The sequence below is a fragment of the Cohnella kolymensis genome (assembly GCF_000829465.1).
GTDB classification, from domain to species: Bacteria; Bacillota; Bacilli; order Paenibacillales; family Paenibacillaceae; genus Cohnella; species Cohnella kolymensis.
This window is the reverse complement of the sequence record NZ_JXAL01000007.1, coordinates 36,529-59,934: the sequence shown is the minus strand read 5'-3', so window position 1 is coordinate 59,934 and position 23,406 is coordinate 36,529. Positions and strand designations below refer to the sequence as shown.

The following is a 23,406-nucleotide window of genomic DNA, read 5'->3' as shown; positions in this document are numbered from 1 at the left end:
AATGGGGGCGGCTTTGTCATTTAACGCGAATGGAAGCTTCAAAATCGTCCAGTTCACAGATCTTCATTGGTGCGGCGGCAATGATAACGACAGCATGACGGCGGTATTGATGGAGAGAGTGTTGAGAGAGGAATCCCCCGATCTGGCGGTCATTACCGGCGATCTGATAGAGAGCGAACAATGTGTCGATCCGCAGGCATCCGTTCGGCAGGCTGTCGCTGTGATCGAATCGGCCGGCGTTCCATGGGCAGCCGTATTCAGGAACCACGATACGGAATTCGGCATCACACGCAAGGAATTGTTGGAGTCTCTTCAAGGGTTTAGATATGGTTTGACGGAGAGCGGTCCCGAGACGATCACAGGAGTCGGCAATTACGTGCTTCGCGTGGCCGGTCGAGATGGGCGAACGAGTCACGCCCTGTTTTTCATCGATTCAGGGAGCTACGCGGCACCTGAAACCGGCGGCTATGCGGCTATAGAGAACGATCAGATCGATTGGTTTCGCCGGGAGTCGGCAGCTTTGTCTGAGCAGAATGGCGGAGCCGCTGTTCCTAGTCTAGCGTTTTTCCATATTCCACTCCCGGAGTATAACGACGTATGGGATTCCCGCTTCTGCCGCGGCAGCAAGTATGAAGAGATTTGCTGTCCGCGGGTCAATACCGGCATGTTCGACGCTATGGTGGAGGCGGGGAATGTCATCGGCGTCTGCGTCGGACACGATCATGCGAACGATTTTTGCGGCGAGCTGCAAGGCATCACGCTGTGCTACGGAAGAAAAACCGGCTACAACAATTACAGCAAGGAGGGTTTCGCGAACGGGGCAAGAGTGATCGAACTGCAGGAAGGTCGCAGCAGCTTTCGGACATGGCTGAGGCTGGAAACCGGGGATTGCGTATTTCAACAGCCTTCACATGACTCTCAAGGAAGAACGCTGCAAGAGTAACCGGTGTTTACACTTGCGGATTCGGAGGAGATCAGATGCGATTTTTGTTTTTAACGGATACGCATATCGGAGCCGGCCCGGCGGACTTCCACCAACAACCGGCTTATCCGGACAGGTTGGAAGAACTTCTGGACGAGATCAAATCACTCGCGCGAGCCGGTCATGTCGATTTTGTTCTTCACGGCGGGGATATGGTACATCAATGTACGCCGGAGCTCATTTCGGAAGCGAAAAGGTTATTCCATTTGCCCGTCCCCGTCTATCTATCTCAAGGAAACCACGATTTGAACCGGCAAGACGCAGTATCCTTATGGCTGAAGCTGGCTCCGGAATTTTTCCCCGGACAAAAACCCCAATATACAATTTACGATAAAATAGCGGCCTTGCATGTCATGCCTAGTCAATGGGAGCCGGGTGTGCCTTATTACTGGGATACGGCGCAGGATCCTTACTTGACGGAAGAGCAGCTCAGTCAGCTCGAAGCCGAGATCAGGCTGCATCCGGACAAAGTTCATCTGTTATCGGTGCACAATCCTGTTTTCGGCATCCCGAAGGAACAGACCGGCTATGAGGAGACCATCCACGACGTGCCTGATCCGTTTCGGCAAATCGTACTGGGCCGGATGCGTGCGCACAACATGAAATGTGTGTTATCCGGTCATAATCATGCCAATACCTTGAAGCAGACGTATGAAGGCGTGTTTGCCACAGGCAGCTCGTTTGTTGAAACGCCGTTCGACTACAAAATAGTAGAAGTGAGCGGGAGCAGCCTTCGAATATCCACGAGATCGGTAGACGGTCCGTTCAGTTTTACGCCGGAATATGATGAAACTCGCACATACATACAAGGGTCGGAATCGATACGCACATTAGAATGGACGTTCCGCTCATGACCTCCGGCAGCACGCTATTCGGACTTCCAGCTCACATCCAGACCGATCTCAAACATCCGCTTCCAAGGGAAGTACACCCGATCAAGGGAAATGCGGTCGGCATGGACGTCTTGAAGAAAGGTGCCCGCGAAATGTAGCAGCTTGGTTTCAGCGATCGCCGACACATCCGCCTCCAGAGCCGCGATATCGAAATAATTTCCTCCCAGCGAATCAAGCTCATAGCGGGTGATCTCGCTGCGCACCAGCGATTGGTAGCCCCAGTCCTCGAGCAGGCGGAAAACATAGAACAATCGGCTGAGCTGCTTTTGCTCTTCCGATCTTTCCGCTCCGGAATAGCGGTAGTACGCTTCGACCGCAGCATGTGCGATAACTGTTCCAAGCGAATTACCGGAGGTGTTCCAAGCCGCATAGGCGCTTAAGCGGCCGAGGAGACCCGCGCGAGACAGCTGTTTCATGAACACGTGGTCGCTCCCGTTAGACACGGCTGTGTCGGCCAGCGCGACAAGTCTCCCGCGATCCGTATAATACTTGATGGCCTGTATCAATTCTTTGCTGTTCGTCTCGGAAAAATAGGCGTGGCTGCGATCCTCAAAAGCTGTCGTTGATTCCGCAGCCTGTGCGGCCCCCACGGGAGGGGCATTGACGCAAAGCACGACATGGGCGCTGTCCGGTGAATCGCTTTTAAAGCTGCCGGAAGCGGTCAGATGTGCTTTAATGCTTTCATTCAAGCTTCGGTCTTCGTAACGCGGGATGACGAACGGCGCTGCGGTGGAAGAATAGCGGACGAAAAATTCAGGCTGGAAGCCCACTGTTTCGTTAAATACCCGAGCAAACAGCGTGCATCCGATCTCATCCGCTCCCGGATAAATATGTACGCGGTCGGACACTTCAAGCGACTCCGCATGCGCAATCAGCTGCCGCTGCTCCATGGCGGAAAACCCATATTCCGCGTTATCGTCCAAGGGAATGATCAGCAGGTCAATCACACCGTCCCGAACAAGCCTGATTGCATGTCGGTTAACCTCAGCGTTCACCGCGCGTCTGCGGGTGAAATCGTCCAGCACCTCTGCCGGCACGGTACGGGTAATCTCCGCAAGCTCTTCATTTTCCGATTCCGACAGTCCGCCGCCGCTCCGCTTATCCTCAATCCAGCCGAAACGGTGAATACGCCTTCCGTACTGCGCATAATACGCCGGTTCTTCGTCGTCACCGTCATAAGCGGGTACACGCATAATGAGATTGAAGGCGCGAATTTTAACCTGCGGGTTCCGCTCCTTAATTTTAGACAGAACCTCCAGCCGATTCAGACATTGCTCCACACTGGCTTGGTGAAGCCTCGAAGGAACGATACCTCCGTACACCAGCATATCGAGCGATACGATCATACTTTCAGCTTCGACCGCTTGCTGCTGCAGCCAACTTGCCAGCTTCGCGCAGTCTGCGGGTTTTTTCTTATTCCCGTATAAATCTTCCGGCGGCAAGCTTAACGGCAATGCTGTCATTCTTGACAGCATCTCGGGGTATTTCCGGTTGCATGGTCTCTCGTCCAAAGGTAAATACACGGCCGGCTTCATGCGAGGTACAACCTCCCAACGGGTAGAATGATTCTCTAAATTATATCACCCGTCATTTTGAATAAAAAGAAATTTTTTTCACTTTTTTAAAATAAAAAAGAAAAAAATTCTTTTATTCAGAATATTTTGATGATATGCTTTTGTCAGAGCCCAGAAATTCTCAAAGAAGATGGGGGATGAGCGAACAGGAGGTGAAGAAGTGTCTGAAGTGATCCACCGCTTCAAAGAAGGCATGGTCGTGTCATGTCAGGCTTTGGAGGAAGAACCTCTATTCGGCTCCGAGAACATGGCGGCCATGGCAATGGCGGCTGAAGCCGGCGGAGCCGCAGGGATTCGCGCCAATACACCTCAGGATATCGCGATGATCAAGCGCAAGTGCTCCCTTCCCGTGATCGGCTTGTACAAGCACACTTACGCCGGTTCTCCGGTATATATCACACCGACGATCAATGAAGTGAGGGCCGTAGTCGAAGCTGGAGCGGATCTCGTGGCGGTGGATGCCACCAAGCGTGCTAGACCTGACGGGATAACGTTTGACGAGCTTTACCGGGCGATCAGAAAGAATTTTCCTGCAGTGCCGATTGTCGCGGACGTCTCAACTTTTGATGAAGGCGCAGCGGCGATGGAACTGGGCTGCGATCTGATCTCCACCACAATGTCCGGATACACGCCCTACAGCACCCAAGCTGCCGGACCCGATATCGAACTGGTGGCTCAGCTTGCGAAGCTGAAGCGGGTACCGGTGATCGCGGAAGGCCGGATCTGGACGGCGGAGGAATGCCTGGCCTGCTTCGATGCAGGCGCTTATGCGGTAGTCGTCGGGACTGCCATCACTCGTCCGCAGGAGATAACCAAGCGTTTTGTCGGTGCCATCAGCCAATATATACAAAGCAGAAAGAATTGAAGCACTATTTTTATTAACCATTTTGGAAGCGTTATCAATCATCTGGATTTAAAAAAAGGAGGCAATAAAATGGCAAGAAGGTCAAGATTAACCGCAGTATTATTGGCAGTCGTAATGATGATGACAATGGTGCTGGCGGCTTGCGGTTCGAACAACGAGAGCAGCAGCGCATCGAACAGCGCCCCGCCCACGGGCAGCGCTCAGCAATCGGGTGAAAAATCCGAAGCGCCGAAAGAAAATGTGCAAATCGACTTCTGGACACTCTCGCTGAGCCCGAACTTCGATGACTATATCAACGGTCGCATCAAGAAATTTGAGAGCGAGAACCCGAACATTAAAGTCAAATGGACAGATATTCCTTACAATTCCGCCGAAAATAAGCTGCTGACCTCCATCGCAGGCGGTAATACTCCAGATGTGGTTAACCTGAATACCGTTCTGGCTCTTACATTGGCATCCAAAAATGCTTTAGTAGATCTCAACGCTGAAGCAACCGAAGAACAGCGCAGCATTTATTTTGAAAAAATGTACAATTCAACTGCCCTGGGAAACAGTGCTTATGCGTTCCCTTGGTACCTGACAGGAGCCGTTTTCATGTACAACAAGAAGATTTACGAGGAAGCCGGACTCGACCCTAATACACCTCCTAAGAATTGGGATGAGGTGGTGCAGCAAGCTAAGACAATCAAGGAAAAAACGGGAAAATACTCTTTCGTGTACACGAACCATATCCTGGCCGACTTGCGCGAACTGGGAGTTCCGATTTTGAATGAAGACAAGACGAAGGTCATGATCAATACGCCGGAAGTACTCAAACATGCCAAATGGGTCAAATCTCTGTACGATCAGGAATTGATTCCGAAGGACGGAGTTACCGGCAAGTACACCTATAACATCGACCAATTTCAGGCGGGACAAATGGCGATGCTCATGACCGGCCCTCAGTTCTTGAACCGTGTTAAAGAAAATGCGCCGGACGTTTACAAAAACACCGGGGTGGCGGAGCTGCCTCGCTTGACGCAAGACGGGGATATCGTAACGGCTTTGATGAATGTGGTCATTCCTAAACTCAGTGATAGCCATAAGGAAGCGATCGCTTTCGCGAACTATATTACCAATGACGAATCACAGCTTGAATTCGCGAAGGTCGTCAACATTCTTCCGTCCACGAAACAGGCGGCGAAAGATCCGTTCTTCACGACAGAGGCGGATGACCCGGAGTCCAAAGCAAAAGTAATTACAGCAAAACAATTGGACAGAGCATATGACTTTACGTTTGGTTTAAATCGCGAGAACGACATCATCAAAGCATTTAACGACGAGTGGGATAAAATGCTTCTTGGTCAGCAAACGCCTGAAGAAATGATTAAAGCAGCGGAAAAGAGCATGCAAGAGAAGCTGGATGCGATCAACGCGGAATTTAAATAATTGAATGACACTTATCGGAGTGAGCTGTGGCTCACTCCGATTGTTCAACCAGGAAGGAGCGTATTCGATTGCTGTCTAAATTGAACCGCAACCGGCTCCGGTTTGCTTATTTGATGATAATCCCGGGGTTTATGCTTATGGCTGTTTTTGTCTTTTACCCGATCCTCTACGGTCTGCCGCTGGCATTCACGAATTACTCCGTCGTGGATGAAATGAAATGGGTCGGCTGGAAAAATTTTGACCGGGCTTTTAAAGACCCGATCTTTATCAAATCGATCTGGAACTCACTCATCTATCTGATAGTAGTACCGATAATCCAGCTCATATCCATCCTGATGGCCATTCTTGTGAATAACCGGCTAAGAGGAGTGCAATTTTTCAGGGTGGCCTATTTCGTGCCTGTGGTCACTTCTATGGTTGCGGCGGCCATTGCATGGAGATGGATGTTCCAGGGCAACGGAATTTTGAACTATCTCCTTCAAAGCGCCGGGCTGATCGGCAAACCTATCTCTTATCTCGCGGAAGCGGATGTGGCGCTTTTCGCCATCATGTGTGTAACGGTATGGAAGGGTTTGGGCTACTATATGATGATTTATCTCGCGGGCTTGCAGTCCATCCCGTCCGAGATGCAGGAAGCAGCCAGAATCGATGGAGCAGGCAGAGCCAAAGTCATTTGGTATATTACGATTCCTTTGCTTAAACCTTTTGTGCTTCTATGTTCACTGATTTCCATGATGAGTGCTATTCGGGTGTTTGATGAAGTGTATGTGATGACCGCGCCTCTCCCAGGTGCCCCTTTCAACGCTACCATGACTTCTGCAGTTTATACGTATGAAAAGGCCTTTAGGGACTTCGATTTTGGATACGCGGCAGCGCTCGGATTGATCGTTTCGCTGATTGTTATGGTAATCAGTATCATCATGTTCAAATACGGCAGAAAGGGTGGGATGAGTTATTATGGCTGAAGTACAAGCGGCTTTTTTGGAAACCAAGTCAAGGCGTATTACAAAACCAAGGTCGTTTAAACGTATCGTAAAGCCGCTCATTCTCTACCCGCTGATGATCATAACGGCTTTACTGTGTTTAGGTCCTTTTTTATGGCTCTTATCGACGTCATTGAAAACGAATGCCAATGTTTTTGCTTTCCCGCCGCAATTCATCCCTCGTCCAATTTCTTTTAATAACTATATAAAAGTGTTTGAATTTATGCCTCTCTGGCACCACATCTACAATACCGTCTTGATCAGCGGCATGGGGGTCGCCTTGAATCTCATTACTTGCCTCCTTATGGCCTATCCGCTGGCTCGGATCCAGTTTCCCGGCCGCAACACGATCTTTGTCGCCATGATCAGTACACTGATCCTGCCTAATGCCGCCGGGATGATCGTTCATTTCGTCACGATCCAGAAGTTCGGCTTATATAACACATACCTTGGCGTTGTGCTGCCGGCAGCGGTGAGCGTGTTTAATGTGTTTTTGCTGAGACAGGCTTTCATCACCATTCCGAATGAAATGGAGCAATCCGCTCGTATTGATGGAGCCGGAGAATTCCGAATCTTCTGGAACATCATGGTGCCGATGGTTCGTCCGGCAATTGCTACGGTTGTCATATTCGACTTCCTCAATTTCTGGAACAGCTTTATCTGGCCCGTCGTTGTGCTTAGCGACAAGGAAAAATATCCGCTGGCGCCCGCGCTTCAATATTTGCAGAGCGATTTTTCGTTCAACTTTCCGTACATCGCTGCGGGAACGATTATTTCGATCATTCCGATCATTATCGTGTTTCTCTTTCTGCAGAAGCAGTTCATCAACGGTATGGTCGGCGCCGTGAAAGGTTAGAGAAGGGGAGGGCGGTACCGTATGCCCTCTCTTTCCCGCAGGACGGTGTCGGCTTTGCTCCCGATGCGCGCGAAATGAAAGGAATGAGTGCGTATGAACATCTCGCGTATAGACGTCTATCCGCTGATGCTGCCCATGAAGCAGAGCATCGCGATCTCCGGCGGAACCGTCGGGGACAGCCAGGCCGGCGCGCCACATGTGTATGTCAAGATTACAAGCGACGACGGATTCGAAGGCTGGGGCGAAGCGCGGCCGAGCCACCGGTGGAGCTATGAAACTTTGGAGTCGGTCATCAGCACGGTTAGGAATTACTTCAAGCCGGCGCTGATCGGGATGTGCTCAGGCGACATACATGCAGTACAGCGGGTAATGGATCGGCAGATTGCCGGAAGCGTACATCCCGGTCAGCCTATCGCCAAAGCGGCGGTCGACATGGCGCTGCACGATTTAATAGGCCAACGAGAGGGCAAGAGGCTTCCCGAGCTGTGGATGGCTTCTTTTCGAAATACAATCAAGCTTTCCTATCTGATCAGCACGAGTGATCCCGCTGAAGCCGCAGCCAAAGCGAGAACAGCAGTGGAGGAGGGATTTGAAGGAATAGATGTGAAAATCGGCCTCGAACCTTCAATGGACCTATTGGTTTTGGAGGCGGTGAAACACGAGGCGCCGAATCTGTTTTTTCGTGTGGACGCCAATCAGGCATACGACTTGAATAGTGCGGTGAAGTTGGCAAGGCAGATGGAGCGGCTGGGCGTAGATGTATTCGAACAGCCGCTGCATGCGGGCGATCTTTTTGGCCATGCGCAGCTGAGGCGGAAGACCGCGCTGCCGATCGCTCTGGATGAGAGCATATGGACGGCGAGAGACGTCGTGCAAGCGGTCCGCGCAGAAGCGTGCGATACCGTAGTGATCAAACTGACCAAAATGGGCGGCCTTCAAGGAGCAAAGCAAGCCGGGGAAACAGCCTTGGCGGCCGGCCTGTCACTGCTGGGCGGCGGTTTGACGGAGTCCGGGCTTGCTTTGACGGCAAGCAGCCATCTTTTCAACTATTTGGTGATTAAACCGCCTGTCGATTTGAATGGGCCGATGTTTCTCTCCGATGATCCGCTGGAAGTCGGGCCGTTATTAAAGCATGGCACCGTTACATTGCCTGAGGGTTACGGTATTGGCTGCACCGTTTCCGAGGAGAAACTGAACTCTTACACACGCGAGGGATGACAATGAAAATCGCAAACGAACGGCCGGCTCGCACGATCAAATTCGGCATCATCGGCTGCGGCATTATTGCGGAGCTTCATGCTAACGCAATTGCAGCATGCCCGAACACGGAGCTGCTGGCAGTGACGGATGTCGACGCAGACAGAGCCCGCCATTTTGCCGAGAAGCACGGGATTGCATTGCACGGTTCGGACTTATCCGCTTTGCTTGCCCATCCCGATATCGATGTCGTTTCTGTCTGCACCCCGAGCGGCTTGCACCGTGACGCGGCAGTGGCGGCAGCGGAAGCGGGAAAGCATGTTTTATGCGAAAAGCCGCTTGAGATAAGCGCTGAGAAAATGGAGGGAATGATTAACGCGTGCAGGAGGAACGGTGTGAAGCTGGGCTGCGTCTATCAACGAAGAGCGCGGGCTGTTCCGCGAAAAGTGAAACAAGTGCTGGAGCAGGGGCTGCTGGGGAAACTTGTATTATGCGATGCCTACCTGAAATATTACCGCGACCAGGCCTATTACGACAGTGCCGGCTGGCGGGGCACATGGGCGCTTGACGGCGGCGGTGCGCTGATGAACCAGGGAGTACACGGCGTCGATATGATTCAGTGGCTGTGCGGTGGAATCACCAGGGTGTACGGACGAACGGCCGCTTTGGCCCGCAGCATAGAAGTGGAGGACACGGCGGCTGCCGTTGTGGAATTCGGCGGCGGTGCCTTCGGCGTTATTGAAGGAGCCACTACGGTATACCCGGAACGAAGCACCCGTTTTGAAATTCACGGCGAGCTGGGAAGTATTATTTTTTTACGACAGCGGCATTCAGGAATGGCATGTACCGGGCGTTGAGGATCCGGATGTTCAAGCGGACCATATTGAAGGAGTGCATTCGGTCGGACATTTCCGGTTTATCGAGGACATGGCCCTGGCTGTGCTAGAAGGGCGGGAGCCTTTGGTACCCGGTGAGGAAGCACGCAAAGCGGTGGATATCATTCTCGCAATTTATGAATCTTCGCGAACAAGAAGTGAATGGGTGTTGTGATGGATAGATATCTAAGCCGAGAGAGGGATGCTTTATGAAGAACAAGCCCCTTCTTAACCACTCTTTATTGTTGACGATTCAAAGCATCTATCCATCCCTCACGAAATCGGAACAAAAGGTAGCGGATTCTGTGGTCTCCGACCCCGAAGAGGCTATGTTTTACACGATCACGGATCTGGCTGCGAAATCGGAAGTCGGCGAAACGACGGTCATGCGGCTCTGCCGAAAGCTTGGTTTCAAAGGCTACCAAGAGTTCAAGCTGTCGATCGTGCAGAACCTTTCCTCGCCTTCCGAGCAAATTCATCGCGATATAGAAGACGACGACGATCTCATAACGATTGCGCGGAAGATCTGCTCGCTGAATACTCAAACAATCTCCGACACCACCGCGCTGCTGGATGAAAGCAGCCTTCGGCAAAGCATTGCCGCGCTAAGCGGCGCTAAGAAAATTTATTTTTTCGGCGTCGGATCATCAGGCATCATTGCCGAGGACGCCAAATATCGCTTTATGCGATTGGGCTATAATGTGGAGAGCGCGACCGACGCTCATATCATTGCGATGAATGCGGCGCTGGCAGCGGAGGGCGATGTGGTGTTCGGGGTGTCTGTTTCGGGAAGCAGCAAAGATCTGGTAGACGCAATGGCGATTGCCAAAAATAACGGAGTCACTACTATATGTTTGACCAATCATTTGCGATCACCGATCACCAAATACGCCGACGTTGTGCTGCTCGGTTCATCGCGCGAAAACCCTCTTCAGGGTGGGGCATTTGCATCCAGCTCGCGCAGATTCATATTCTGGATGTCCTTTCGACATCTTTGGCGATCAAGCATAAAGAGAAGACCTATGCGGCACTGGAGAAAACGGCGAAATCTGTTCTGAGCAAACTCTACTAGAATAAAATGATTTGAATTGAGGAGGGGGGGCATATGCACCTCCTCCTTTGTATTACTGCACTTGATTTTGAATAAATTTTCCATAAATAATTATTAAAAAGAAATAAAAATCTTTTGTTATCCAATTGATATTGCTATAATGAGTGGCAAAGGTTGGAGGTGAGATTCAATTTTTAATATGAAAATAAATAATTACTCCAGTTCAAGGCCAGGTGACCTAATGAAGGAACAACTGATTTCCAACCTTAAAAACGGTTTCATCGTCTCGTGCCAAGCTTTGGATGGCGAGCCGCTGTTCGGCTCCAACTTGATGGCATCAATGGCCAAGGCGGCTGAAGAAGGCGGTGCTGCCGCAATCAGAGCGAATGGACCGATGGATATTGCAGCGATTAAGCGTGTCACTTCTTTACCGGTTATCGGCCTTTATAAGAAAAAATTACCCGGACTCGGATGTCTACATAACTCCTACGCTCAAGGAGGTTAGGGAAATTCGGGATGCAGGAGCCGATCTGATCGCAATCGATGCAACGAGGCTGACACGTCCCGGCGGAATGGTTCTGTCGGAGTTCATAACCGCCATCCGTGAAGAGTGTCCGCACGCTGTACTTGTTGCCGATATTTCAACATTTGACGAAGGTTTGGCCGCAATGGATCTCGGTGTCGACATCGTCTCGACGACGATGTCAGGCTACACCTCGTACAGCAAGCAGCAGGAAAAGCCGGATCTCGAGCTGGTTGCCCGTTTGGCGGCTCTTGATAGGACACCGATATTGGCAGAGGGACGCATCTGGACGCCGGACGAGTGCGTCGCTTGCTTCAAGGCCGGAGCGCACGCTGTGGTAGTCGGTACAGCCATTACGAGACCGCGGGAAATTACACGCCGTTTCGTCGAGGCAATGAACGCGCAAATTCGCTCGCGTGCGGAGCTGTAAGGCGGCAAACCCGCCTTACACGAGCAAATTGCTCGCGTGCGGAGCAGTAAGGCGGCCAACCCGCCTTACACAAATAAACTCTCCCATCGAAACACGCCATAAGTCCGGTAACCAGCCTTAAACGAACAAACTCGGCCCGCAATGCACGCTCTAAGTCCGGTAACCGGCCTTACACGAACAAACCGCCCCAGCGAAGCAAACTGTAAGTCCGATAACCGGCCTTACAAGAGCAAACCCAGCAGGCGATGCACGCTGTAAGTCCGGTAACAGGCCTTACACGCAACCCCGCCTTACAGCTCCGCTAGCAATTGCCAAAAGGTGGGTAAGAGATGGGAAGGAGGTGAAAGGAGTCGATCGACGCGTCAAGTTGTGATATCCACATATACGATTGAGGAGGCAAGCGAATGAAAGGGAGAAATAAGGCATTATTGCTTATGCTGGGACTAGTCCTTCTCTTCACCGGCGCATTGGGGCAAGCAGGTGCCGCAGCTCCGGCCGGAGCTCCGCAAATCATTCTTGAAGACGGCAGAACGTTACCCGTCGATTCGGTCGATCAGGTACGCGGTCAGGATCAGTTGGCTGTCTATACGCGAAACTACGGCGAAAAATCCCCGCCTTTCGGCACGGGTACGGTAGAGTATATTATCGTTGACGAAGTTGTTGTTACCAAACGCACGAGCGGTGCCAATGGTACGTTCATTCCGACGACGGGGTATGTGCTTTCCGCCTCAGGTAAGGCAGCCGAATCGCTGGGCCATCTTGAAATCGGTACCACAATCCAGACGCAAAATATCGATATCCCGGTTCTTCCGTCCAAATATATGAGCGTGAAGGGTATTAACGTCGGGATCGACAAAGTCAACGCTTCCCGGGGCGCGAACGAAGTCATTCTTTACCAACCCTCTTACGGAGCTTCAACGGGACAAAATCCGTGGGGGATGGAAATTACGGTGGTCGCCGACAAGGTTACCAGAGTTGTGGGAATCACAGCAGATCCGGCCACCGGGCAGTTCCTCGATAATAATTCCCCCATCCCGAGAGACGGATATGTCCTCTCCATCCAATCGGGAAGTCCTTTCTATGATCGTCTCAACGGTACGGTAGCCGTGGGCGATCCCGCAGCTTTAGTCGTGAACAGTCTAATCTATACCGCAGGAAAAATTACTTATGATGCATTTAACCCGAAAACCAAAGAAGATAACCCCGCCGGTTGGGACGATGCCGCGAACGCTCCGTTTCCGGGCTTCCGGGGCGCTGACCAGCTCATTGTGTATGACAGCAATTACGGAGCGCGCACCGGCACGAATCCATGGGGATTTGAAGCTGTTGTCAACGACAAAGGATTCGTGATCGCGAGCGGAGGCAATGACAGCGTCATTCCTCAGGGCGGCTATGTCCTGTCCGGTCATGGCGTGAAAAACCTGGCACTGACGAAAAACGCCTTGGTCGGTGCAACGGTAAAAATCGATCACAGCAAGAAACAGGTACTTATCATTTTTACCCCTGAATCTTACCTGAACAAAGCGGAAATCGGCATCGACAATGCTGAAAAGGCGCTTCAAGCGTCCAAGAGTAAGTTCCTGGATGTGCCTTATGCGCAAATCGAACAGAAGATCGCCGCCGCCAAAAGTCTCTATCAGCAGGCCAAATCGGAAATGGAGGGCGGGGTCACGAACGGATTGTTCGATCTGCTGAACCGGCTGGACCAGAACCTGTCCGACACTCATTTCATGAATTTCGAGTCCCGCAAGGTTGATGCTCGCGGCTTGTGGCTCCGTCCGAAAGAGACGAATCTCGAACAGGTCAGGGAGCATCTGCAACAAATTAAGGAAACGAACATTAACGCCATCTATCTTGAAACCTGGTGGGATGGCTACACGATCTGGCCGACAACGAACAAGGAGACGACTCAGAATCCGATCTATAAAGGTTTTGATGTGCTGCAGGCTTATTTGGACGAAGGAAAGAAGCAGGGCATCGAAATCCACGCTTGGGTGGAAAACTTCTTCGCCGGAGGCCCGGTCGTTGAGAATCATCCGGACTGGCTGCTGATCAGCAGAAAAGGCGACAATTACGAGCCGACTTCCTACGGCGTCAAATGGTACTGGCTGAACCCGGCGCTGCCGCAAGCAAGAGACTTCGTATCCGGCATTTACAAAGAATTGCTGTCCAAGTATGAAGTCGCGTCACTGCATCTGGATTACACGCGCTATCCGGGATCAGGCGATTACACGAACGATTTCGGGTATGACGAATATACCCGAAACTTGTTCAAGCAGCAATCTGGAGCTGATCCGATCGATTTGCATCCGGGTGACGCTCACTGGGATGAGTGGCTGAAATTCCGTGCAAATATTATCAACACATGGGTAGATCGTTTGGTGGCTGAAGCTAGGGACACCCAGCCGGGCATTCAGATTAGCGCAGCAGTATGGCCGAACTATGACGAAGCCCCGAAATCGCACGCTCAAGAAACCAAGTACTGGGTTGATAAAAATTACATCGACCACTTGCTTCATATGTCGTACGTTCCGGATGCGACACTGATCGAGCAAGATCTGAGAAACTCCGTGCAAATTGCAGGCGGCAAGTCATTCGTGTCTTCAGGGATAGGCACTTTCATTGATCTCACGAAGGCGGAACTCGTCCGTCAAATTAATGCAGGCGTAATGGCCGGAGGGGACGGCAGCGCGTTATTCGAGTTCGAGTCGTTGTTCGACAACGGATATGACCGGGAGCTGAAACTGGGCGTATATCGGAATGCCGCCGTAGCACCGGATTATCGGACAACAAAGCCTTTGTCCGTTTTACTGCAGGACATGACCAGAAAAATCAATGAAATTTATGTACCTTTCGAGGGTATGGACAGCAAAGACGCGAAATCGGTGAAAGCGGATCTGCAGACTGCAATCAACGTACTGGGAACGAAAGCGGTGATGACTCAAGGGATCGCAACCGCCGCTAAGAACAAACTGGAAAGCCTCGAGAAGGAGCTCTCCAGGGCCCAGACGATTCGTGCGGAAGTGAAAGAGCGGTTACAGTTTGATTTAGCTTTCGCCCATAGAATGTTGGATCTTTATTTTGCCAAGCACGAGACAGAGCACTGAGTTTAAGCGAATAGGGCGGAGGGCCGCGCAGGCGGTTCTCCCCTTATCGCGAATGATTACAAAAATGGATAAATTATTAATATACATATATTATAAATAATTAGTGAATTATCCAAAAAAGTTATTGACTGGGTAAAATCGCTGTAATATATTATGGACGTAAACACCGAACAAATCGACGAAATTGAAGAAAAATTCCTATTTTTGAGACCGTTTTCATTGACGGTTAAATGACAAATGAAAAGAGGGAACAGAATGACCAGAAAGTTACGGTTGTCGCTTTACTGATGGTTTGCGCCATGATGATATCCATTTTAGCGGCTTGCGGCGGCGGAAAGAACAACGAGGCAGGATCGAGCTCATCTCCCCCTGCATCGGGATCATCAACTCAAAGCGCTTCACCGAGTGAAAGTTCGGAAGCCCCTAAGGATATTACTTTGCAATTCTGGACCATTTCTTTAAGCCCTAATTTCGATGATTATATTAACGGTCGTATCAAGAAGTTCCAAGATGAGAATCCGGGTGTCACAGTCAAATGGACGGATCTGCCGTATGACGCCATGGAGCAGAAATTGCTGGTTTCCATTGCCGGCGGCAACGCCCCGGATGTAGTTAACCTGAACACTGGAATGACGATGACGCTGGCCGGAAAGAATGCGCTGGTCGACATGAACGCCGAAGCAACTGAAGAACAGCGCTCGATTTATTTCGAAACCTTGTACAACTCGGCGAAACTCGGGGACGGCGTTTATGCTTTTCCGTGGTACTACGGACTCTCCGCATTTATGTACAACAAGGAAATATATGAAAAGGCGGGCCTCGATCCGAACAAACCGCCGACCACTTGGGAAGAGCTCAGGCAGCACGCCGTGACGATCAAAGAGAAAACAGGCAAATACGGTTTCGTGCCGACCTACAATCCGCCGGCTGACTTGTACTTCTCCGGGGTGCCGGTTATTAGTGAAGACAAGAAGAAAATCGTTATTAATACCCCGGAAGCACTCGAATGGGTGAAATGGAACAAAGCACTCTATGACGAAGGTATTGTTCCGAAAGAGAGTTTGTCAGCAGATGCCAACTATGCGACGGATAAATATCAATCCGGCCAGATCGCGACCCTTACTACCGGTGCTGCATTCCTGAGCCGTGTAAAAACGAATGCGAAAAAGATTTATGACAATACGCTCGTTGCGGAGATGCCCGTCTTGAAGTCCGGCAAATATCATGCAGGCCTTATGAACCTGGTTGTCCCGGTTAAAAGTGAAAACCACCCGGAAGCGATTGCGCTTGCGAATTTCATGACGAACGACGAGTCGCAGCTGGAATTCTGTAAAATTGTAAACATACTTCCGTCGACGAAAAAAGCCGCAGCAGACCCGTTCTTTACTCAAGGTGGAGACGATGCGGAGTCGAAAGCAAAAATCATTACTGTAAAGCAAGCAGCCAAAGCGCAGGATTTCACGCTGGGTGTGAAGGACGAAGGCAAGATTTTGGAGCCGTTGTGGAAAAATTGGCAGAAGATGCTGCTCGGCGATATTACGCCGGAAGAGTATTTGAGCCAATCCGAATCAGCAGCGCAAAAGATACTTGATGAGGTAAACGCAGCCAAATAATTGAATAACAGATAAATAGGGGTGAGCCAATCTCACTCCTATTTATCCTTAACACAGTATTCGTATATTCCAAATGCAGGGGGTGACCACCTTTGTTTACCAACAAGTTAATGAGGCGGCAAGCCATTTTTGCCTACTTGATTCTGATTCCCGGCATCATTATGCTGCTGATTTTCACGTTTTACCCAATCGTGCGCGGCTTGCCGCTTGCGTTTACCGACTATTCGGTCGTAGATACGACACATTGGACGGGATGGAAAAACTTCAAAAGGGCATTTTCGGATCCGATCTTCGGGGCGGCGCTGAAAAATTCCCTGATATACATAGTGGTCGTGCCTTTTCTTCAGATCATATCCATTCTTATGGCTATTCTCGTGAATAACAAGCTGCGTTTCGTCCAGTTTTTCAGAGTCGCTTATTTCGTGCCGGTCGTTACTTCGATGGTTGCAGCGGCCATCGCATGGAAATGGGTATACGAAGAACAAGGGATTTTGAATTACTTTTTGATGGAGTTCGGAATTCTGGATGAACCGATTTCTTTTATGGTGGAGACGAAGCTGGCTTTGATGGGAGTCATGATCGTTACCGTTTGGAAAGGATTAGGTTTTTACATGATGATCTATCTTGCCGGGCTGCAATCCATTCCGACTGAAATGCAGGAAGCTGCGAGGATTGACGGGGCTAACCGCTGGAGAGTCATCTGGCATATTACGATTCCGCTGCTCATGCCATTCGTGCTTTTATGTTCTTTATTGTCCGTCATGGGTGCGATCCAAGTTTTCGATGAAGTGTTTGTCATGCATGGATCGCTTGGAGACCCCGCTTATTCGACGTTAACGACGAGCGTTTATTCATATAGGATAGCGTTCACAGACTTTGAATTCGGTTATTCAGCGGCACTTGGGCTGCTGGTCGCTATTATTATCACGATCATCTCGATTGCCATGTTCAGATTTACGAGAAAAGGGGGGTTAACGTATTATGAGTGATGCCTCAGTTTCTCGGGCAAGTCGCCGCCCCATCCGCTCCGAAAAGTGGTCGGGAAAAAAGGTGTTGCAGGCCATCATCCTTTACCCGTTGCTGCTGTTGACCACCGTCATTACGCTTGGGCCATTCCTGTGGCTGCTGTCAACCGCTCTCAAAACAGGGGAAAACGTGTACGCGTATCCCCCGCAATTCATCCCGAACCCGATTACGTTTCAGAATTTTATCGATGTGTTCAACATCATGCCATTATGGGATTATATCGGAAATACCGTAGTTATGACGACGCTCGGCGTTCTCCTTAATCTTTCATTGTGCGCTTTGACGGCATACCCTCTGGCCAGACTGCGTTTTCCGGGCCGCAACGCTATCTTTTTTACGATGGTCAGCACAATGATTTTGCCGAATGCTGCGGGTATGATCGTGAACTTTCTCACCATTCAATCCTTAGGCTTGTATAATTCCTTGATGGGTGTCGTATTGCCGTCGGCGATCAGCATCTTCAACGTCTTTTTACTTCGCCAGGCGTTCATTACGGTGCCTAACGATATGGAGCTTTCTGCTCGAATAGACGGGGCCGGCGAGTTCCGGATTTTTGCCAGTATTATGGTGCCGATGATACGGCCGGCAATTGCAACGGTAGTCATTTTCGACTTTATGGCATTCTGGAACAGCCTGATCTGGCCTGTTATCGTACTGGACGATAAGGCGAAGTATCCTCTAGGGCCTGCACTCCGGTATTTGAACAGCAATCTGGCGTTTAACTTCCCTTATATAGCAGCTGGAACGATCATTTCCGTCATTCCGATCATCGTTATTTTCCTCATTCTGCAGAGGCAGTTTATCAACGGGATGGTCGGAGCGGTTAAAGGCTGACAGATGGAGAGGGTGAAGCATGCCGATGCATAATCAGATTGAAAAGGGCGCTAATGTGCTTTGGGTGGATTTTCTGGCAAACGGGATTCATCTGGCAGAGAGAGAAAACAGGGAGCATCTGGTGCGGCACGCAAAGGTGTCCGGCATTACGCATCTGGTTGTCGACGCGAAAATCCCTTACGGACATAGCACATATCCCAGTCGGTATGCTCTGCATGTGAGCAGCTGGTCCGATGGTCGTTTTAAGATGTGGGAAGGCAGGGACTTCCTAAAAGAGATGATCTTGGAGGCGCGTTCGGCAGGTTTGAAGGTTCTCGCTAATATCGATGTGTTTGCCGAAGGAACCAGAACGACCGGAGACGGAATAGCCTTTAGCAGGAAAGAATGGCAAGTCGTGTATATGAACCCGGAAACATCAGGAGTCTCCGCGTACGCTGAAGACTTTGACAATGATACCGTGTTTGTAAATCCAATTCACCCGGAGGTTGTGGAGCACGAGCTTTCGATCATTAAGGAGATCGTTACCGGCTACGAAATAGACGGGATCGTACTGGACCGTTGCCGTTACCCGAATGTGTACGCGGACTTCAGCAATCTTAGCAGAAGTGACTTTGAGCAATTTATCAACCAAACCGTAGAGCGCTGGCCCGATGATATTATAGAGCCTGGTACCCGAGCAGGACGGGACAATTTTATCCAAGGAAAATGGTTCCCCCAATGGACGGAATGGCGCGCGTGGAACATCAAACGATTCGTACAGCAGGCTAAAACGGCGGTCAAGTCGATTCGGCCCGAATGCCTGTTCAGCATCTATGTAGGTTCCTGGTATCCGCTTTACTATCAAGAAGGCGTGAATTGGGCAAGTGAGACGTACCGCTCGGATCTTCGTTGGGCATCGCCTGACTATCACCGGAGCGCTTACGCGGACGAATTGGATTTTATTATGACAGGCTGCTATTACCCGGAGGTTACTGTCGCAGAAGCGGCTGCCAGTGGCAGACCTGCGGCTTGGTATAGCGTAGAAGGCGCTATTAATATGAGTCTGGAAGCGACAAATAATCGTATTCCGGTTGTTGCAAGCTTGTACTTGAAAGATTATGAGGGTAACCCCGAGCAGTTCCGCAAAGCGGTCAACATGTGCCGGGAACGGACGCATGGAGTAATGCTGTTCGATGCCGTATATCTGAACAATTACCGATGGTGGCCGGAACTGCCCGGTACACTTGAATTGGCGAAAGAAGGGAAGAAGAAATGACGGTTGAAAAGTCGGAAGTGTTCTGGCATTCCCCGATGAATGAGCCGTTCCATATTGCCGGGTTTCCATGGTTGGAAAAAGACGGGGTGTACCGCAGAATGCCGGTAAAGCCGAAACATCCGCTTCCGCCCGCTGTGGACGATCTCGCCAATTGTACTGCAGGAGGGCAAATCCGTTTTCAGACGAATTCGAGCCGGCTATCGGTAAAGGTTCGTTTGACCGGAACGGCGGATATGAACCATATGCCGGCAACCGGGCAGTGCGGCTTTGACTGCTATATCGGGGCATCGGGAGAGCAGAAGTACTATAACACGACCAAATACGACCATACGAAAAAAGAATATGAGTTCGCCATGTTCGAAAAGATGGATGCAGGGGTTCAAAATATGACGTTGTACTTTCCTCTTTACATGGGTGTTGAAGAGGTGCTGATCGGACTCGACCCGGAAGCGGAGATTGCTGCGCCGCCGCCTTATTCAAGTGACAAGCGGATCGTGATTTACGGCACTTCGATTACACAGGGCGGGTGCGCTGCAAGGCCGGGTATGGCATACACGAACATTTTGAGCCGGAAGATCAATCTGGAGTTCATTAATTTGGGGTTTTCGGGTAACGGCAAAGGGGAAGCGGAGGTTGCTCATGCCATTAGTGAAATCCCGAATCCGCAGCTGTTCGTTCTTGACTATGAGGCCAATTCCGTCAGCCCGGAATTGCTCGAAAGCACACTGCCGGAGTTCATTCGGATTTATCGCGGCAAGCATCCGAAAGTGCCTATTGTTGTGCTTTCCCAAATACGATATGCGCGGGAGACGTTTGATCACGGTTTGTTGGAACTGAGGCAAAGGCGAAAATCAATTCAAATGAACATCGTGAATAAACTTCGTCAGCAAGGCGACGACAAGCTGTATTTCTGCGACGGTGAGCAGCTGCTTGGAGACGATTACAGCGAGTGCACCGTTGACGGTGTGCATCCGACGGATTTGGGCTTCATTCGGATGGCCGAACATTTGGCGCCGGTAATGATGCAGTATATTGGATGATAGGGATGAACAAAGGAGGGGTGTGCGCCTGCACACCCCTCCTTCCGTTCACTGAATCGGCACCTCATCGATCTCTTCAACGTCCAGTTCATTTAGAATATAGAAGGCATTATCGATCTCGTCACGCCCAAAGAACATAGCGCCCCATTCTTCATCCGACTCATAAAGAAATTTATGCACGCCATCCTCAGAATACACAGAACAAGAAATCGTTCCTTCTTGCAAGTTCTCCACATCGACCTGAATCAATGAATCGTCGTCAAGGTATGTCATGATCACGTTTTTGAGATCCTGCAGAAATTCCTCGCTGATGTTGTCATCTTCAAAAATCCCGGCAATGATGCTATCCGCTTCTTGCCTAAGGTTTACCAGTCGTTGCTCATTCGTGCCTTGGTCATTATTGTCTGTGGTTGTGGTTTCCATGCGTATCCCTCCATTCACTGACAATAATGTTCCCCAAGGAAACGGATTTATGAAACTTAAATCTGCGGCTTAACCCCAGTTAAAGCCGGTGTTGAACCCGATGTCTTGACCGGCAATATTGCCTCCTGCTTTTAAACCGAACCCGTGCATGCCAAGCTGACCGCCGGCTTGCAGTCCGAGTCCGTAATTGCCGCCGATATTGCCGGCAGCTTGCGCGGCAATGCCTTGACCGCCGCCTACACCCGCATTGGCTTGCAAGCCCAGGCCGTAAGCTCCGCCAATGTTCGTGTCAACCTGGGAACCGAAGCCATGCCCTCCGCCCAAGTGGCTGTTTGCGTGGAAGCCTGCGCTGAAAGGGCCTAAACTTCCATCCGCATTGAATCCCATCGTATAAGCGCCCGGTGGAGTTAAATAGGGCTGAATTGCATGCAGATATGCAGCGGGGGAATATGCCTTCTGGTAGCCTGAATGATACGGTTGGAAATAAGGTTGGAAATCTCTGACATACCAATACGGATAATAAGGGTACATAGTCATGAATAAACCTCCTATCGTTTCGTGCTATAGCCTATTCGAGTCGATCGATCGTGATACTGGCCCTGAATGAAATGGGCGGCAGCGGAGGACAACAAAAAGCCCTGTTTCCACTCGAGGTGAGAAACAGGGCTTTAGATCATTTATTAGGCCAATACTTTCTTGAACTCCTGAGTGAGCAGCGGGACGACTTCGAACAGATCGCCGACGATGCCGTAATCGGCTACTTTGAAGATCGGAGCTTCCGGATCTTTATTGATGGCGATGATGATGCGCGATTGGCTCATGCCGGCCAAATGCTGGATCGCTCCGCTGATGCCGCAGGCGATATAGATTTCCGGCGTCACGACTTTACCTGTCTGGCCGATTTGCAAGCCGTAGTCGCAGTAGCCGGCGTCGCAAGCGCCGCGGGATGCGCCGACGGCACCGCCGAGCAGCTCCGCCAGCTCTTCGAGCGGCTTGAAACCATCCGCACTCTTGACGCCGCGTCCGCCGGAGATGATGATTTTCGCTTCGGTCAGATCGACTTTGCCGGAGGTTTTGCGCACGATTTCTTTGACTACCGTACGAAGATCCGTGGCCGGCGAATAGTCGACTTTATTGATTTGCGCCTGCTGTCCGTCGATGGACTGTGCCGCAGGGATGTTGTTCGGACGAACGGTGACGACCCATGGACCGGCTTGAAACATTTTTTTTCTCGAACGCTTTACCCGCGTACAGAGGTCTTGTGAAAACAACTCCTGCACCGTTCGTGTCTACCGCAATCACATCGGATAACTGCCCAGCCTCAAGCTTGGCGGCAATTGCCGGAGCAAGGTCGCGTCCGATTGCCGTATGTCCTGTGAACAGAGCATCCGGACGGCTTGAGTCGAGAAGAGAGGATAAAGCGGAAAGGTAGGCTTCCGCATTGTAATTTTTCAAGCTGTCATGCTCGATTACGAATACTTCCGACAAGGGGTAAGCTGCAAGCTCATCGGCTAACAAAGAAACTTGGGCGCCGACGATCACGGCCGCGATGCGGTCGCCGTCCTGCATGGCCAGCTTGGCCGCCTGGATCGCTTCGAAAGTTACCTGCCGCAGCTTTCCGTCCCGGTGTTCAGCTAAGATCATATAAGTTCTGCTCATGAATGATATCCTCCTAAAAGTCCGTTAGATGGCCTTCGATTCGGTACGAAGCAGTTCGACGAGCTGGGCGGCCTGTGCGGGAATGTCTCCCTGCAGGATCCGGCCAGCCTTTCTGGAAGGGGGCAGGGACAGCTCGGTCTGCGAAGTCTTCGCTTCGAGCCCGTCGGCTGCAATGCCTATATCATCAAGCGTTAGCTGCGCGAACGGCTTCTTCTTGGCCTTCATAATGCCGGGCAGAGAAGGATAACGCGGATCGTTCAAGCCTTGCTGCGCTGTGAACAGGGCCGGGAGCGAAACTTCCAGCACTTCGAGATCGCCCTCGGCATCGCGGTTCACGGCGGCACTGCCTCCCGAGACCTCCAACTTCGTAATGGAGGAGACATGAGGGATGTTAAGCAGTTCGGCCAGCCGCACCGCGACCTGGCCGGCGCCGTTGTCCACGGAGAAGTTGCCTCCGAGGATCAGATCATAGGATTTATCCGCGAAATAGGCGGCAAGCACACGAGATACAGCGTATTCATCCGCAGGTATGCGGTCGTCGCCGATCAACACCGCTTCGTCCGCGCCCATTGCGAGTGCCGTGCGCAAAGCTTCAGCCGTTCTTTCCGGCCCGACGGACACGACGACAACGCTGCCGCCGGACTGCTCCTTGATGCGGATCGCTTCCTCAACTGCATATTCGTCGTAGGGATTAATAACAAACTTTACTCCATCCTCCGAAACCTTGCCGTTCTGGATGACGATTTTCTCCTCGGTGTCGAACGTTTGCTTCAGTATCACATACACATTCAT

21 protein-coding genes and 1 pseudogene are annotated in these 23,406 nt (G+C 50.9%); 17 read left to right on the top strand and 5 right to left on the bottom strand.

Translation table 11 applies throughout. The features are described 5' to 3' along the window. The first annotated feature begins 1 nt into the window (after nucleotide 1). A complete protein-coding gene (locus tag SD71_RS07245; protein ID WP_041061580.1) occupies nucleotides 2-943 on the top strand; it encodes a metallophosphoesterase family protein in 942 nt (313 codons plus the stop codon). A gap of 35 nt (nucleotides 944-978) precedes the next feature. After that, nucleotides 979-1,836 (top strand): metallophosphoesterase family protein, encoded by an 858-nt coding sequence (locus SD71_RS07240; protein ID WP_041061578.1) that lies wholly within the window; start codon nucleotides 979-981, stop codon nucleotides 1,834-1,836. 14 nt (nucleotides 1,837-1,850) lie between these two features. Here SD71_RS07240 and SD71_RS07235 read toward each other — a convergent pair whose 3' ends face one another. Further along, nucleotides 1,851-3,410, bottom strand: coding sequence for a DUF4127 family protein (locus SD71_RS07235; protein ID WP_041061576.1), 1,560 nt, complete (start codon nucleotides 3,408-3,410; stop codon nucleotides 1,851-1,853). Between the two features lie 199 nt (nucleotides 3,411-3,609). Between SD71_RS07235 and SD71_RS07230 the strand changes: the two genes are divergently transcribed. The 15 genes from SD71_RS07230 (at nucleotide 3,610) to SD71_RS07165 (ending at nucleotide 20,532) form a co-directional block, all read left to right on the top strand. Next, nucleotides 3,610-4,314 carry an N-acetylmannosamine-6-phosphate 2-epimerase gene (locus tag SD71_RS07230; RefSeq protein ID WP_041061573.1) on the top strand — a complete coding sequence of 235 codons (705 nt, stop codon included), beginning with the start codon at nucleotides 3,610-3,612 and terminating at the stop codon, nucleotides 4,312-4,314. Between the two features lie 69 nt (nucleotides 4,315-4,383). Further along, entirely contained in the window at nucleotides 4,384-5,742 is a 1,359-nt protein-coding gene (locus tag SD71_RS07225; RefSeq protein ID WP_041061570.1) for an ABC transporter substrate-binding protein, read from the top strand. A 68-nt stretch (nucleotides 5,743-5,810) separates the two neighbouring features. Next, nucleotides 5,811-6,707, top strand: a complete 897-nt coding sequence (locus tag SD71_RS07220) for a carbohydrate ABC transporter permease (protein ID WP_235427026.1) — start codon at nucleotides 5,811-5,813, stop codon at nucleotides 6,705-6,707. Further along, a complete protein-coding gene (locus SD71_RS07215) occupies nucleotides 6,700-7,581 on the top strand; it encodes a carbohydrate ABC transporter permease (protein WP_041061567.1) in 882 nt (293 codons plus the stop codon). The genes SD71_RS07220 and SD71_RS07215 overlap by 8 nt, the downstream gene beginning before the upstream one ends. A 93-nt stretch (nucleotides 7,582-7,674) precedes the next feature. Then, nucleotides 7,675-8,799, top strand: a complete 1,125-nt coding sequence (locus SD71_RS07210; protein ID WP_041061565.1) for a mandelate racemase/muconate lactonizing enzyme family protein — start codon at nucleotides 7,675-7,677, stop codon at nucleotides 8,797-8,799. 2 nt (nucleotides 8,800-8,801) lie between these two features. Beyond that, the gene (locus SD71_RS07205; RefSeq protein ID WP_235427025.1) at nucleotides 8,802-9,635 is read left to right on the top strand and encodes a Gfo/Idh/MocA family protein; all 834 of its coding nucleotides are present in this window, start codon (nucleotides 8,802-8,804) and stop codon (nucleotides 9,633-9,635) included. 227 nt (nucleotides 9,636-9,862) lie between these two features. Continuing rightward, entirely contained in the window at nucleotides 9,863-10,711 is an 849-nt protein-coding gene (locus SD71_RS07200) for a MurR/RpiR family transcriptional regulator (RefSeq protein WP_326998717.1), read from the top strand. Between the two features lie 192 nt (nucleotides 10,712-10,903). Further along, nucleotides 10,904-11,209 (top strand): hypothetical protein, encoded by a 306-nt coding sequence (locus tag SD71_RS25850; protein ID WP_326998716.1) that lies wholly within the window; start codon nucleotides 10,904-10,906, stop codon nucleotides 11,207-11,209. Beyond that, a complete protein-coding gene (locus SD71_RS07195; protein ID WP_326998715.1) occupies nucleotides 11,091-11,657 on the top strand; it encodes an N-acetylmannosamine-6-phosphate 2-epimerase in 567 nt (188 codons plus the stop codon). The genes SD71_RS25850 and SD71_RS07195 overlap by 119 nt, the downstream gene beginning before the upstream one ends. A gap of 404 nt (nucleotides 11,658-12,061) precedes the next feature. Next, nucleotides 12,062-14,764: a glycoside hydrolase family 10 protein gene (locus SD71_RS07190; protein ID WP_052476052.1), complete on the top strand. Its 2,703-nt coding sequence runs from the start codon at nucleotides 12,062-12,064 to the stop codon at nucleotides 14,762-14,764. 230 nt (nucleotides 14,765-14,994) lie between these two features. Continuing rightward, entirely contained in the window at nucleotides 14,995-16,377 is a 1,383-nt protein-coding gene (locus tag SD71_RS07185; protein WP_041061562.1) for an ABC transporter substrate-binding protein, read from the top strand. A gap of 92 nt (nucleotides 16,378-16,469) precedes the next feature. Beyond that, nucleotides 16,470-17,366 (top strand): carbohydrate ABC transporter permease, encoded by an 897-nt coding sequence (locus SD71_RS07180; protein WP_200889574.1) that lies wholly within the window; start codon nucleotides 16,470-16,472, stop codon nucleotides 17,364-17,366. Next, nucleotides 17,359-18,237, top strand: coding sequence for a carbohydrate ABC transporter permease (locus SD71_RS07175; protein ID WP_041061559.1), 879 nt, complete (start codon nucleotides 17,359-17,361; stop codon nucleotides 18,235-18,237). Before SD71_RS07180 ends, SD71_RS07175 begins: the two co-directional genes overlap by 8 nt. 19 nt (nucleotides 18,238-18,256) lie before the next feature. Continuing rightward, nucleotides 18,257-19,492 (top strand): alpha amylase family protein, encoded by a 1,236-nt coding sequence (locus SD71_RS07170; protein WP_052476051.1) that lies wholly within the window; start codon nucleotides 18,257-18,259, stop codon nucleotides 19,490-19,492. Then, nucleotides 19,489-20,532, top strand: a complete 1,044-nt coding sequence (locus tag SD71_RS07165) for an SGNH/GDSL hydrolase family protein (protein WP_052476050.1) — start codon at nucleotides 19,489-19,491, stop codon at nucleotides 20,530-20,532. Before SD71_RS07170 ends, SD71_RS07165 begins: the two co-directional genes overlap by 4 nt. A 48-nt stretch (nucleotides 20,533-20,580) precedes the next feature. On the opposite strand, the gene SD71_RS07160 is transcribed toward SD71_RS07165, so the two are convergent. The 4 genes and pseudogenes from SD71_RS07160 to SD71_RS23505 all read right to left on the bottom strand — a co-directional run bounded on the left by SD71_RS07160 (nucleotide 20,581) and on the right by SD71_RS23505 (nucleotide 23,406). Next, nucleotides 20,581-20,955, bottom strand: a complete 375-nt coding sequence (locus SD71_RS07160) for a hypothetical protein (protein ID WP_041061553.1) — start codon at nucleotides 20,953-20,955, stop codon at nucleotides 20,581-20,583. Between the two features lie 69 nt (nucleotides 20,956-21,024). Next, nucleotides 21,025-21,492, bottom strand: a complete 468-nt coding sequence (locus SD71_RS07155) for a hypothetical protein (RefSeq protein WP_041061551.1) — start codon at nucleotides 21,490-21,492, stop codon at nucleotides 21,025-21,027. Nucleotides 21,493-21,635: 143 nt separating this feature from the next. Then, nucleotides 21,636-22,614 (bottom strand): annotated as a pseudogene (locus SD71_RS07150) (electron transfer flavoprotein subunit alpha/FixB family protein). 24 nt (nucleotides 22,615-22,638) lie between these two features. Further along, a complete protein-coding gene (locus SD71_RS23505; RefSeq protein ID WP_041061623.1) occupies nucleotides 22,639-23,406 on the bottom strand; it encodes an electron transfer flavoprotein subunit beta/FixA family protein in 768 nt (255 codons plus the stop codon).

Bases quoted from the DNA above. Each gene is read 5' to 3' on its own strand.
- SD71_RS07245 (WP_041061580.1), top strand. From the start codon at position 2: ATGGGGGCGGCTTTGTCATTTAACGCGAATGGAAGCTTCAAAATCGTC.
- SD71_RS07240 (WP_041061578.1), top strand. From the start codon at position 979: ATGCGATTTTTGTTTTTAACGGATACGCATATCGGAGCCGGCCCGGCG.
- SD71_RS07235 (WP_041061576.1), bottom strand. From the start codon at position 3,410: ATGAAGCCGGCCGTGTATTTACCTTTGGACGAGAGACCATGCAACCGG.
- SD71_RS07225 (WP_041061570.1), top strand. From the start codon at position 4,384: ATGGCAAGAAGGTCAAGATTAACCGCAGTATTATTGGCAGTCGTAATG.
- SD71_RS07215 (WP_041061567.1), top strand. From the start codon at position 6,700: ATGGCTGAAGTACAAGCGGCTTTTTTGGAAACCAAGTCAAGGCGTATT.
- SD71_RS07210 (WP_041061565.1), top strand. From the start codon at position 7,675: ATGAACATCTCGCGTATAGACGTCTATCCGCTGATGCTGCCCATGAAG.
- SD71_RS07205 (WP_235427025.1), top strand. From the start codon at position 8,802: ATGAAAATCGCAAACGAACGGCCGGCTCGCACGATCAAATTCGGCATC.
- SD71_RS07200 (WP_326998717.1), top strand. From the start codon at position 9,863: ATGAAGAACAAGCCCCTTCTTAACCACTCTTTATTGTTGACGATTCAA.
- SD71_RS25850 (WP_326998716.1), top strand. From the start codon at position 10,904: ATGAAAATAAATAATTACTCCAGTTCAAGGCCAGGTGACCTAATGAAG.
- SD71_RS07195 (WP_326998715.1), top strand. From the start codon at position 11,091: ATGGACCGATGGATATTGCAGCGATTAAGCGTGTCACTTCTTTACCGG.
- SD71_RS07190 (WP_052476052.1), top strand. From the start codon at position 12,062: ATGAAAGGGAGAAATAAGGCATTATTGCTTATGCTGGGACTAGTCCTT.
- SD71_RS07185 (WP_041061562.1), top strand. From the start codon at position 14,995: ATGACAAATGAAAAGAGGGAACAGAATGACCAGAAAGTTACGGTTGTC.
- SD71_RS07175 (WP_041061559.1), top strand. From the start codon at position 17,359: ATGAGTGATGCCTCAGTTTCTCGGGCAAGTCGCCGCCCCATCCGCTCC.
- SD71_RS07170 (WP_052476051.1), top strand. From the start codon at position 18,257: ATGCCGATGCATAATCAGATTGAAAAGGGCGCTAATGTGCTTTGGGTG.
- SD71_RS07165 (WP_052476050.1), top strand. From the start codon at position 19,489: ATGACGGTTGAAAAGTCGGAAGTGTTCTGGCATTCCCCGATGAATGAG.
- SD71_RS07160 (WP_041061553.1), bottom strand. From the start codon at position 20,955: ATGGAAACCACAACCACAGACAATAATGACCAAGGCACGAATGAGCAA.
- SD71_RS07155 (WP_041061551.1), bottom strand. From the start codon at position 21,492: ATGACTATGTACCCTTATTATCCGTATTGGTATGTCAGAGATTTCCAA.
- SD71_RS23505 (WP_041061623.1), bottom strand. From the start codon at position 23,406: ATGAATGTGTATGTGATACTGAAGCAAACGTTCGACACCGAGGAGAAA.